The 12,657-nt window shown below is 28.0% G+C and carries 9 protein-coding genes, 1 pseudogene and 1 other annotated feature; all 10 genes and pseudogenes read left to right on the top strand.

Features of this window, described 5'->3' with window-relative positions:
• Window positions 1-252: 252 nt before the first annotated feature.
• The 10 genes and pseudogenes from KGF42_RS17280 to KGF42_RS17325 all read left to right on the top strand — a co-directional run bounded on the left by KGF42_RS17280 (window position 253) and on the right by KGF42_RS17325 (window position 12,529).
• Entirely contained in the window at window positions 253-1,422 is a 1,170-nt protein-coding gene (locus tag KGF42_RS17280) for a hypothetical protein (RefSeq protein WP_227822671.1), read from the top strand.
• Between the two features lie 389 nt (window positions 1,423-1,811).
• The gene (locus KGF42_RS17285) at window positions 1,812-6,065 is read left to right on the top strand and encodes a 2-hydroxyacyl-CoA dehydratase (RefSeq protein WP_227826768.1); all 4,254 of its coding nucleotides are present in this window, start codon (window positions 1,812-1,814) and stop codon (window positions 6,063-6,065) included.
• A 145-nt stretch (window positions 6,066-6,210) separates the two neighbouring features.
• Window positions 6,211-6,705 (top strand): methylated-DNA--[protein]-cysteine S-methyltransferase, encoded by a 495-nt coding sequence (locus KGF42_RS17290; RefSeq protein ID WP_054273766.1) that lies wholly within the window; start codon window positions 6,211-6,213, stop codon window positions 6,703-6,705.
• A 115-nt stretch (window positions 6,706-6,820) separates the two neighbouring features.
• Window positions 6,821-7,198: a C-GCAxxG-C-C family (seleno)protein gene (locus KGF42_RS17295; RefSeq protein WP_227822669.1), complete on the top strand. Its 378-nt coding sequence runs from the start codon at window positions 6,821-6,823 to the stop codon at window positions 7,196-7,198.
• A 230-nt stretch (window positions 7,199-7,428) separates the two neighbouring features.
• Window positions 7,429-7,695, top strand: a pseudogene (locus KGF42_RS17300) (SufBD protein); the annotation flags it as partial.
• 247 nt (window positions 7,696-7,942) lie between these two features.
• A complete protein-coding gene (locus tag KGF42_RS17305) occupies window positions 7,943-9,250 on the top strand; it encodes a hypothetical protein (protein ID WP_227822667.1) in 1,308 nt (435 codons plus the stop codon).
• An 85-nt stretch (window positions 9,251-9,335) separates the two neighbouring features.
• Window positions 9,336-9,598 (top strand) — a binding site (T-box leader).
• A gap of 125 nt (window positions 9,599-9,723) precedes the next feature.
• The gene (locus tag KGF42_RS17310) at window positions 9,724-10,527 is read left to right on the top strand and encodes an amino acid ABC transporter substrate-binding protein (protein ID WP_227822666.1); all 804 of its coding nucleotides are present in this window, start codon (window positions 9,724-9,726) and stop codon (window positions 10,525-10,527) included.
• 37 nt (window positions 10,528-10,564) lie between these two features.
• Window positions 10,565-11,176, top strand: a complete 612-nt coding sequence (locus tag KGF42_RS17315) for an amino acid ABC transporter permease (RefSeq protein WP_054273770.1) — start codon at window positions 10,565-10,567, stop codon at window positions 11,174-11,176.
• 30 nt (window positions 11,177-11,206) lie between these two features.
• Window positions 11,207-11,878 carry an amino acid ABC transporter ATP-binding protein gene (locus KGF42_RS17320; RefSeq protein ID WP_227822665.1) on the top strand — a complete coding sequence of 224 codons (672 nt, stop codon included), beginning with the start codon at window positions 11,207-11,209 and terminating at the stop codon, window positions 11,876-11,878.
• Window positions 11,879-12,166: 288 nt separating this feature from the next.
• A complete protein-coding gene (locus KGF42_RS17325; protein WP_227822664.1) occupies window positions 12,167-12,529 on the top strand; it encodes an arsenate reductase family protein in 363 nt (120 codons plus the stop codon).
• Window positions 12,530-12,657 lie beyond the last annotated feature (128 nt).

Consider the following 12,657-nt stretch of genomic DNA (forward strand, 5'->3'; position numbering starts at 1 on the left):
TTGTATATTAGGTCGTTAGAGGAGTCTGTATACATTTAGTAAGGAACCGTACTTTTTATAAAATGAAAGATAAGATGTCGAAAACTTGCATAAATCTGAAAAATTTTTATTATTAAAATACTGATTTTTATTTTAAATATGATAAAAAAATGACAAATAAAGTTGCAAATAGTAATATTTATAAGTATAATTAAAAAAGAGAAAAGGTTTTGTTAAACTTTATAACAAAAGAAAAAGAAGGGATGATTCAAAATGGAGAAGTTAACAGACAGGAGACAGGTTAAGGCAGTAAGCATGGAAACCTTCGTTTTCCTAATATTACTAGTAGTTGGTTTTGGGTATGTTGGTAGTATTATGGGAGCAGGAATGATGTTCAAAGTAATAATGAGTACAGCACATGCTTTACTACTAGAGACAGTTTTCTTAATTATGGCTATGGCAGTTCTTGCAGGTGCATTAAGCGCACTACTTTCAGAGTTTGGAGTAATAGCATTAATTAATAAAATTTTCGCTATGTTTATGAAGCCTTTATATGGATTGCCTGGTGCTAGTATAGCAGGAGCTATAACAACTTATTTATCAGATAATCCAGCTATTATACCTTTTGCTAAAGATAAAACATTCACACAGTATTTTAAAAAATACCAAGTTCCAGCATTATGTAACTTAGGAACAGCTTTTGGTATGGGGCTTATCTTAACAACATTTATGATTTCTCAAGGTACAGAATATGTACTTCCAGCATTAATTGGTAATTTAGGTGCAGTTATAGGTAGTGTTATAAGTGTTAGAATAATGTTGACATTTACTAAGAAGTTTTATAAATACAATCCAGAGGAAGATAAAGCAACAGGAAGACTTGAGAAAAAAGTTGAATTCAGAGAAATTAGAGAAGGAAATGTATTCCAAAGGGCTCTGGATGCAATTCTTGAAGGTGGTAAAATGGGAGTGGACATGGGAATGGCTATAATCCCTGGTGTCCTAGTAGTATGTACATTAGTAATGTTATTAACTTTTGGACCATCTACAGACCCTGCTACAGGCCAAGAGGTTTATACAGGAGCTGCATATGAAGGTATAAAGTTACTTCCAGTTCTTGGAGATAAACTTGGATTTATATTAGAACCATTATTTGGATTTACATCACCAGAAGCAATAGCATTCCCTATAACTTCATTAGGTGCTGTTGGAGCAGCAATGTCTTTAGTTCCAGAATTTATAAAATCAGGAGCTATAACTCCTAATGATATAGCAGTATTTACAGCTATGGGTATGTGTTGGAGTGGATATTTAAGTACACACATTGGTATGATGGATGCATTAAATGCTAGACAATTGGCAGGTAAAGCCATTCTTTCTCATACAATAGGCGGATTATGTGCAGGGGCAGCAGCTCACTTTATATTTATGCTTGTAGGATAAATGTAATAAACATAATTAAATAAAGTAAATAATAATATACAAAAAAAGGTTGTTGATGTGCAATAAGAAATTGCACACTAACAACCTTTTTTTATGACTGAATATAATTCATAGTACATAAATATTAAGTAGATATTAGAGTTAAGTTATATTTATGTAAAAAGTAACAAAAATCTGTAGAAATTTATGACAAAATTTAGTACACTAACTATATGTTCTTATTTAAAAATTGAGGTTAGGATTAGGAATTACCTAGTAGAGTAAGCTTTGATTAATAAAATAATCATAAAATAAAAATATTAATCATAAAGATTATAAAATAACTTACTTAAAATAAAGCCATAGAACTTACAAAAATTAAAAAAGCATATAAGTATGGAGGGGGTACAATGGATGAATTATTTCATATAGGAATTGATGTAGGTTCTACAACGGTGAAGGTTGTGGTACTTAATAATAGTAATAATATAGTTCATAAAGAATATAGAAGACATTATTCTGATGTGAAGAAATCAGTTAAAGAAGTACTAAATGGTATATATGAAAAGTTGGGAAATATAAATACTACAATTATAATAACTGGTTCAGGTGGAATTGGAATATCAAAAAAACTGGGAATAAAATTTGTTCAGGAAGTTATATCTAGTACAAAATCAATAGAGTATTTCCATCCTGAAACTGATGTTGTCATAGAACTTGGAGGTGAAGATGCAAAAATAACATATCTAAGTGGAGGAATAGACCAAAGAATGAATGGGATATGTGCAGGTGGCACAGGATCATTTATAGACCAGATGGCATCACTTTTAAAGACAGATGCCAGTGGATTAAATGAACTTGCCAAAGGCTATAATGTTATATATCCAATAGCTTCAAGGTGTGGCGTTTTTGCTAAAACGGATATTCAACCTCTTATAAATGATGGGGCTAAGCAGACTGATATAGCAATGAGTATCTTCAATGCAGTTGTTGTACAAACTGTAAGTGTTCTTTCTTGTGGAAGAAAAATAGAAGGCAATGTTGCATTTTTAGGTGGTCCATTGTACTTTTTATCTGAGCTTAGAGAAGCATTTAAAAAAGTATTGGATTTAAAAGATGAAAATATAATTTTCCCAGAAGATGCACAATTATATATTGCTATTGGAGCAGGACTATTATCAATGGATGAAGATAGTATAGAACTAGAATCTTTAATAAAAAAGCTGGATAGTATAAAGAATATTGAAGATGGAGAAGTAAATTTACTAGAGCCTTTATTTAGAGATAAAAGTGAATATGAAGAATTTTCAAAAAGACATGAACAAGAAAAAATAAATCATGTAGATATAAATTCAATCAAAAGTAATTGTTATTTAGGAATTGATGCAGGTTCAACTACAACTAAAGCAGCACTTATTGATGAAGATGGAAGACTTGTATATTCTTATTATAATAGTAATGAAGGAAATCCATTAAAAACAACTATCAAGGTTATAAATGAAATATATAATATATTGCCAAAAGACATTAAAATATTGAGTTCAACTGTAACTGGATATGGAGAAGGTCTTATTAAGAAAGCACTTAAAATCGATAATGGGGAAATAGAGACTATAGCACATTATAAAGCTGCTAAATTTTTTAATAAAGATGTGGATTTTATACTTGATATTGGTGGTCAAGATATGAAGTGCTTAAAAATAAAAGATGGAGTAATTGACAATATAATATTGAATGAGGCTTGTTCTTCAGGTTGTGGCTCATTCTTAGAGACATTTGCAAGTTCTCTATCTATGGCAATAGAAGAATTTGCACATGAAGGAATTTATTCTCAAAGCCCTGTAGATTTAGGTTCAAGATGTACTGTATTTATGAATTCTAGAGTAAAACAAGCTCAAAAAGAAGGTGCAAGTGTTGGAGATATATCAGCAGGACTTTCTTATTCTGTAATAAAAAATGCTTTATTCAAAGTAATAAAAATTAGAGATTTAAATGAGATTGGTAATAATATTGTTGTACAAGGTGGAACATTTTATAATGATTTAGTACTTAGAAGCTTTGAAAAACTAATTGGAAAAAATGTGATTAGACCTAATATTTCAGGAATTATGGGAGCTTTTGGTGCAGCACTTATAGCAAAAGAAAAATATGAAAGTGGATATCAAACATCTCTATTATCTAAGGAAGAATTGAATAATATAAAATTAGAAGCAAGTGTAACTAGATGTAAAGGATGCTCAAATCATTGTCTTCTTACCATAAATAAGTTTTCTGATAATGAAATTTTTATTTCAGGAAATAGATGTGAGAAGGGTGAAGCTATTTATGGTGATAAAAAAATAGGACTAGAAAAGAAAAAACCAATAAATCTATTTAAGTACAAATATGATAGAATTTTTAGATATAAACCATTGGAAAAAGAAAAGGCAAAAAATGGAGAAATAGGTATACCAAGAGTATTAAATATGTATGAGGATTATCCATTTTGGTTTACTTTCTTCAATGATATTGGATTTAGAGTTGTACTTTCAGATAGGTCATCAAAACGCTTATATGAAACTGGTATAACTAGTATTGCTTCTGAAACAGTTTGTTATCCTGGAAAGTTAGTTCATGGACATATAGAAAATTTAATTGAAAAAGGAATAAAAAACATATTTTATCCAAGTGTGACAAATGAAAATAAAGAGGATTCAAGTGCAGATAATTATTATAATTGTCCTGTTGTAATATCATATTCTGAAGTAATAAAAAACAATGTAGAAAATATAAGAGATAAGAACATAAACTACATAAATCCATTTATAAGTCTAAATGATAAGGAAAAACTGAAAAAGAGACTCTATGAGGAGTTATTGAGAAGTTTTTCTGGTATAAAGATAACCAAAGAAGAAATTAATCATGCAGTTGATAAAGCTACTGATGAACAAAATTCATTTAAAATGGAGATGCAAGCTGCAGGTGAAAGAGCACTTAAAGAAATAAAAGAAAGAAACATGAAGGGAATTGTGCTATGTGGGAGACCATATCATATAGACCCAGAAATAAATCATGGAATGCCAGAGCTTATAAATTCATTAGATATGGCGGTGCTTACTGAAGACTCCATATGTCATTTAGCTAATATACAAAGACCACTTAGAGTTGTAGACCAATGGGTATATCATTCAAGATTGTATAAAGCAGCTAGCTTTGTAAGAGACAAAAACTATTTGGAATTAGTTCAACTTAATTCATTTGGTTGTGGACTAGATGCAGTAACCACAGATCAGGTTCAAGAAATACTTAATGAAAAATCAAAGATATATACTATCATAAAGATTGATGAAGGCAACAATTTAGGAGCTGCTAAAATAAGGATGAGGTCTTTAAAAGCAGCTATGTTTGAGAGAGAAAGCAAAAACATAGATGTAAAAAATATAAAGGCAAATAGGATACAGTATTCTAAAAACAATCAAATAACGAACAAACATACTATATTAGCGCCACAAATGTCCCCAATACATTTTCAATTTCTTGAAAAAGCTGTGAATTTAAGTGGATATAATATAGAGATTCTAAAAGATACAGATAGTAGTGTAATTGAAGAAGGATTAAGATATGTAAATAATGATGCATGTTATCCAGCTATAATAGTTGTAGGTCAGTTAATAACAGCATTAAAATCTGGTAAATATGATTTAAATAATACATCTGTTACTATAACTCAGACTGGTGGAGGTTGTAGAGCTACAAATTATATTGGATTTTTAAGAAAAGCTATGTATGATGCTGGATTTAAAAATGTTCCTGTCATTGCACTTAGTGTAAATGGAATAGAAGATAGTGGAATAATGGATAATATATCACTAAAATTAATCAATAGACTTTTTATGTCTGTTGTATATGGTGATTTATTAATGAAAGTACTCTATAGGGTAAGACCATATGAAAAAGTTCCTGGAAGTACAAATGCTCTATATGAAAAATGGGTTGATATATGCAAATCTTCTCTTGTCAAAGCAAAGATTTCTGTATTTACTAAAAACATAAAAGATATAGTAAAGGAATTTGATAACTTAGAGATACTCGATGTAAAAAAACCAAAGGTAGGTTTGGTAGGAGAAATCTTGGTGAAATTCCATCCGATTGCAAATAATAATCTAGTGGAGATATTAGAGCGAGAAGGTGCTGAAGCAGTCGTTCCAGACCTTACAAATTTCTTCTTAAGTTGTGCCTTTAATACTATTTATAAACAAACTCATTTAGAGGGAAGTAGAAAAAGCAGAATGATAGGAGAAGCATTTATATATATAACTAGTATATACCAAAAAGTGTATAAAAAAGCACTTGACAAGAGTGAGAGATTTTACGCTCCAGGTGACATAAAGAATGTTGCAAAAAATACAGAACCAGTAGTCTCATTAGGAAATCAAACTGGAGAAGGTTGGCTTCTAACAGGTGAGATGGTTGAGTTATTAAATGAAGGCGTAGAAAATATTATTTGTATGCAACCTTTTGGATGTTTACCTAATCATATAATTGGCAAGGGGTCTATAAAAGAATTAAAGCGATTGTATAAAAATGCAAATATAATACCTATTGATTATGACCCTTCTGCAAGTGAGGTAAATCAGCTTAACAGGATAAAACTTATGCTTTCTAAAGCTTTTAAAAATATATAAAATTGATATTTTGATATATTAAACGCTATTAAGTAAAAAAATAGTATATATTAAATAATTGTAAAAGAAGAGTTATCCTATTTTTTAGGGTAACTCTTTATTAGTCAAAAAATTATATGTATACTAGTTTAAAGGAGGGATTTATATGAATTTAGTATATGATGTTTATCAATCAAAAATAGGAAATTTGTATATATTAAGCGAAGAAGGCTTTATAGTAAGTGTAGATATAGGAGATGAAAAGTTTAATAAATTAAAAGACGAATATATCAAAAAAGGAATTGATATAAAGAGAAGCAAAGAAGATTTAAAAGAAGCAATAAGTCAGATAGATGATTATTTTAATGGAAAAAGAAAAGTGTTTGATTTAAATATTCGAATTGAGGGAACTGAATTCCAAAAATCGGTTTATAGGGAAATGTTAAAAATACCATATGGAGAAACATTATATTATTCAGATATAGCAAAAAATATAAACAACCCAAAATCTGTAAGAGCGATAGGACAAGCAAGTAAAAGTAATAGAATTCCAATAATAATACCTTGTCACAGAGTAGTTGGCAAAAACAATATTGGTGGGTATATGGGAAATCATTCCGATTTGAAAGAGATACTATTAAATTTAGAAAGACATAGTTAATTTAGAAAAAAGTGTTTTTATTGTTAGTATTTGATATAATAATCTTAAAAAGAAATTTTTTTTAGAAAAATGTCAAAAAATTTATTTTAATTTACAAAGATGAGGGGGAATCTTAATGTGTAATAAAGTTATAGCATCAAAATATCATGAAAAAGGGTTTAATTGTGCGGAATCAGTTATAAAAGCATATAATGAGGAATTTAATGCAGATATACCAGTTTGCTTAGGAAGTGGACTAGGTTCAGGATGTGGGGTTGCTAGCTTATGTGGTGCAGTAAATGCATCAAATATAATAATTGGATATGTAAAAGGTAGAAACCATGAAGATGAAAGTACTAAAGCTAAAGTATATGCTAAAGATTTAACAACAACAGTGAGAAAAGAATATGGTTCAGAGTTATGCATAGATTTAAAAAAAGATTTAGTTGCATGTAGAGAAATAATGGATTTCGCATATGATAGTTTAAAAGAAACTTTAAAAAAAGAATTATAAAAATAATTATAAAAATAATAAGCTATCAAGTATAAATTATTTGATAGCTTATTTTTATAGTCTGTACTCAATAAATTTGTGGAATTTTAGTTTTACTGTTTGGAAATAAAGAGAAAGTAATTTTAGAATAATTTTATATTTATTATTTAGTATAGATGTTTATTTATATCTGTTTTTGAATATGTTATACTTTGTTTAAATAGAAGTCTGTCATAAGGGAGATGAGAAAATTGGAAAATCTCGATTTACTTATCAATAAATTATATTCAAAAAATCATAATGAAGCATATAAAACTTTTTTATTTTTAGAAAATGAAAGCCTAAAATCAAATATTACATATTATTTTTTTGACTCATTCTTAGAAATGATTAATAATGAAAGTTCATATATTCGAGTAAGAGGATTATTGCTAATATCTGCAAATGCTCAATGAGATATTGACAATAAAATTGAAATAAATATAGATCGTATATTAAGTCATATTGTAGACTATAAAAATTGAAGTTTAGCTTGTTACAATCATTTACAACTAAGATAGCAAATAAACAACAGTGCTAATTTTCATGGATAGATTAATTATGAAAATTTATACCAATAAAATATATTAACATAGATGTGAAATCTTATTAAGGTACATAAGTAATAAAAATAATATGTTAAACTATACAATAGATTGAGTTTTACGAAATAAAAAAGAACTACAATCCCTATATTATTATACAAAATTAAAGGTGGGAATGAAAATGAAAGAAATTGATGATGCTATAACATCGGAGTATTTAAGCTGTGGTATCAATGAAGATATTAGTATCTATAAAGGCAGGTTTTGCATATATTTAGATAAAAAATATAGATGTAATGGAAGAATTTATTATAAAATGACACCTCCAATATCTATAAATTTTAAAGCAGAGATAGGTTGCATTGAAGAAATAGATAATAAAGATGATAATTTAGATTGGGATTATGATAATGCTATTCTTGAAGTTCATGGTTATAAAATTATTTCTATAACAATAAACACTTTAAGTGATTTTAGTATAGAAGGTTATATCAATGATGACTGTATAAAATCTAAAAATTCCTATGTTGAACATGTAGATTTTAATATAATAAACTTAGATAAAATACCTGGAAAACTTATTAAATACAATGATAAAGTATATGCAGGTAGAATTGAATTTGATATAAATGATTATGTTGTAACTATAGATAAACGGTATGATTACAGAAAAGAATTGAAATCAGAGTTAAAGTCTAAATCTGGAGCAATAATAACTCACATAGGTAGAGTTAGAAGAAAAGATGGTAGAATTTTTAGAACAAATAATACAATAAATCTTTTAGATAGAATATCAACAGCTCTGAGCTTTATGTGCGGAAGATACGTAGGATTTTGTTTGGCCAAGGGGTATAGAAGTGGTAATGAAGTTTATAGAATATGGAATGAAAATCAAATATCTCCTTTTAAATATGTGCCAACATGGTCGGATACTCTTTCAAATTATCATAATATGGAAAAGTATATAAGTCTTATGTGTAAAAAGTTAGAAGACTTTTATTATGGTTCTGCTATAAAGAGTGTTGTTGATTGGTATATAGAATCTCTCGGAAGTGTGACTATGGAAAATAACATAATATCTGTACAAATTGCACTTGAAACTTTGTCATATGTAATTCTAGTAGAACAAAATAAAGTGCTTACAGATGAAGCTTTTGATTGTAATTTAGCATCCAGAAATATAAGGATGTTACTTGATATATGTAAGATACCATATGGGAAACATGAATTAAATATATTCGATAATATAATAAAAAATAAGTTTGATGATGGAGTGGATTTAGTTATTTATTTAAGAAATAGCATAGTTCATCCAAGCAGAAAGACTCATAGAGCTGTGTTAGAAGTTGAAGATATTTGGAATATAATTTCAATAGGAACGAGATATATTGAGCTTATTTTACTTTTTATTTTGGGCTACAGAGGAGAATACTCCAATAGATTGGTAGAAAGATGTTATGGTGAAGTTGAAGTTGTACCTTGGAGCTAGATTTTTATATTTATTTTAAAATATATATTGACAGATATTACCTTATACTATAGAATCAATATCATAATAACAATTCAAAACAACATTAAATGCTAAGAAAAGAAATAGTAAAAGTAATTAATCTTAAACAGAGAGTTTCCGATTGGTGAGAGGAGCAATAGATTTTACTTTGAACACATCTTTGAGCAGGACTCTGAAAGAGTAGAAATACTTTATTAGGAGCTTTCCGGAAACCTTGCACCCGTTATAGTGCTAGAGTATAATTATTTTATTGTACTTAAAGAGGTTAGTGTCGTGAGGCATTAATGAACAGAGGTGGAACCACGAGAGTCAACTCCCGTCCTCTAGCAGAAGCTAGAGACGGGAGTTTTTTAATATAATTTTTTAAGCGCGCAGAGAATTATATTGCAAACAGATACATTTTTTGAAAATAATCAAAATATTTAAAAATTTAAAAATTAAGGGAGAATATTATGAAAAATATATTAAAAAAATTAGGAATATTTACAATTATGTTAGGTTTATTAGGTGGAATAGTAGGTTGTTCAAATACAGATAATGAAAAGGATAAGAATACTTCAAAGGAATCTAAAAAAGAAGTAGTTGTAGGATTTGATAATACATTTGTACCAATGGGATTTTTGGATGAAAAGGGAGATACAGTAGGATTTGATGTAGATTTAGCTAAAGAAACATTTAAGAGACTTGGAATGGAAGTTAAGTTCCAACCTATAGATTGGTCAATGAAGGAAACCGAACTAAATGATTCAAAAACTGTAGATGTATTATGGAATGGATATTCTATAACAGATGAAAGAAAGAAAATAGTATCATATACAGAACCATATTTACAAAATAAGCAGATAATAGTTACTCTAAGTGATTCAAAGGTAAATTCAAAAGCTGATTTAAAAGATAAAGAAGTAGGAACTCAACAAGGTTCAACAGCACTTGATGCAGTGGAAAAAGATAAAGCTTTTATGAATAGCTTAAAAGGTGGAGCACCAGTTCTTTATGATACTTATGATAAAGCACTTAGAGATTTAGAGATAGGTAGAACTAGTGCAGTTGTTGGTGATGAAGTTTTAATTAGATACTATATGGGACAAAAAGGTGAAGATAAATATAAAGTATTAAAAGAAGATTTTGGGCTAGAAGATTATGTTGTAGCAACTTCTAAAGAAAATCCAGAACTTTGTAAGAAAATAAATGAAACATTAAAAGAAATGAAAAAAGATGGAACTTTTGACAAAATTTATGATAAGTGGTTTAAATAAAAGATAAGTTAGCTGTTAAGAAGGGGGCACTAAAGGCATGTTACAAGGTTTAGAGATAGTTATAGCAATGTTTTGTATAACATTGATAGTATCAATTCCATTGGGGATTGGAGTTGCATTTTTAAGATTATCAAAAAATAAATTAATAAGTGGTATTACACAATGTTATATATTGATAATGAGAGGTACACCTTTACTTTTACAAATGATAGTCATATTTTATGGGTTACCTCTTTTAGGAATTGTATTTGACAGATTTACAGCTGGAATAGTAGCTTTCTTCTTAAATTATGCAGCATATTTTGCAGAAATATTTAGAGGTGGAATACAGTCAATAGATAGAGGACAATACGAAGCTTCAAAAGTACTAGGATTTGATAAATTTACTATGTATAAGAGAATAATCTTTCCACAAGTTTTTAAAAGAATACTAGCACCTATTTCAAATGAAGTAATCACATTAGTAAAAGATACATCTTTAGTATATATATTAGGATTAAATGATATTTTAAGAATATCTCAAATAGCAATGAATAGAGAAGCAAGTTTATTACCACTATTTGAGGCAGGAGCAATATATCTTATATTTGTAGCTATACTTACTAAGGGATTTGAATTACTTGAAAAAAAATATTCTTATTACAGATAAAGTTACAATATTATAGGAGGAGGTTTTTATATGTTGAAAATCAAAAACTTAAATAAATCATTTAAAAAAAATAAAGTACTTAAAGATATTTCTTTTGAGTTAGAAGAAGGTCAGATTGGAGTTTTACTTGGCAAATCTGGTGCAGGAAAGACAACAATATTGAGATGTATAAATGGTCTTGAAGAATTTGATAGTGGAGAGATTATAATAGATAATGAGGTAATAAAAAGTAAGAAAGATATGTCAAAAATACGAGGAAAAATAGGTATGGTTTTTCAAAATTTTAATTTATTTCCTCATATGACAGTTCTTGAAAATATAACTGAATCCCCAGTTAATGTTTTTAAAGTTCCTAGAAAAGAGGCTGAGGAGAGGGCTAGAGAACTTTTAAAATTAGTTGATTTAGAAGATAAATTAAATTCATATCCATTTGAATTGTCAGGAGGACAGCAACAGAGAGTTGCAATAGCTAGGTCATGTGCATTAATGCCAAAAGTTCTTTGTTTTGATGAACCTACTTCTGCACTTGATATTGATACTATTCAAAGAGTAGTCAATATAATGAACAGACTTAAAGATAAAGGTATGACTATACTAATAATTACACATGATGTTGTTTTCTCGAATAATGTTGCAGATAAAATTATAAGTATAAAAGATGGTATAGTAGAAAATGTTCAAATAAAAGAAAAAACTGTTTAGGATTTTATAAATATCAATTAGGGTAGAATTTTATAAGATAAATAAGGGCGAGTAAAATCAAATACACTATGCCCTTTTATTATTCTAAAATTTAATCTAATAATGAATATTTAAATTATGTTAAATCTATAATGAAAGGAGCATTTATGTATTTAATGTAAATAAATTTTTATTTTGAAACATGGTAATTTTTTATGTTGAAAGCTTAGAATGATTGTGATATAAATTAGTTATAATATGAAAATTATGGGTATAACAATAAAAAATTAGAAAGGAACTTTTAATACAATGATTAAATTATATGGATATACAAAATGTTCTACTGTCAAAAAAGCAAAAAATTGGCTTAAGGAAAATGATTTAGAATTTGAAGATATAGACATGGTTCAAAATCCTCCTAGTAAAGATGAATTAGATTTAATTTATAAGACTAGTGGATATGATATAAAGAAATTTTTTAATACAAGTGGTATGAAATATAGAGAACTGGGGCTTAAAGATGTTGTAAAGTCTGAATCTGATGATAAACTTTTAGAAATATTAGTAAGTGATGGTATGCTTATTAAAAGGCCATTACTTTTTGATGGTAAAAATGTACTGCTAGGATTTAAAGAAGATGCATGGAAAAGTACTTTGATAAAAGAAGATTAAAAGTAGGTAGGTGTATTGATTAAAATTATTAATTAATACACCTATAAATTTATATATCAAATCTAATTTTGATATATATAAATTAGCAAATTCAAGTCAAAGAAATTTTATATCGATAAACATATTAC

Origin of the sequence: Clostridioides sp. ZZV15-6383, assembly GCF_020657735.1 — a bacterium.
Taxonomy (GTDB): Bacteria; Bacillota; Clostridia; order Peptostreptococcales; family Peptostreptococcaceae; genus Clostridioides; species Clostridioides difficile_D.

Bases quoted from the DNA above. Each gene is read 5' to 3' on its own strand.
- KGF42_RS17280 (WP_227822671.1), top strand. From the start codon at position 253: ATGGAGAAGTTAACAGACAGGAGACAGGTTAAGGCAGTAAGCATGGAA.
- KGF42_RS17285 (WP_227826768.1), top strand. From the start codon at position 1,812: ATGGATGAATTATTTCATATAGGAATTGATGTAGGTTCTACAACGGTG.
- KGF42_RS17290 (WP_054273766.1), top strand. From the start codon at position 6,211: ATGAATTTAGTATATGATGTTTATCAATCAAAAATAGGAAATTTGTAT.
- KGF42_RS17295 (WP_227822669.1), top strand. From the start codon at position 6,821: ATGTGTAATAAAGTTATAGCATCAAAATATCATGAAAAAGGGTTTAAT.
- KGF42_RS17305 (WP_227822667.1), top strand. From the start codon at position 7,943: ATGAAAGAAATTGATGATGCTATAACATCGGAGTATTTAAGCTGTGGT.
- KGF42_RS17310 (WP_227822666.1), top strand. From the start codon at position 9,724: ATGAAAAATATATTAAAAAAATTAGGAATATTTACAATTATGTTAGGT.
- KGF42_RS17315 (WP_054273770.1), top strand. From the start codon at position 10,565: ATGTTACAAGGTTTAGAGATAGTTATAGCAATGTTTTGTATAACATTG.
- KGF42_RS17320 (WP_227822665.1), top strand. From the start codon at position 11,207: ATGTTGAAAATCAAAAACTTAAATAAATCATTTAAAAAAAATAAAGTA.
- KGF42_RS17325 (WP_227822664.1), top strand. From the start codon at position 12,167: ATGATTAAATTATATGGATATACAAAATGTTCTACTGTCAAAAAAGCA.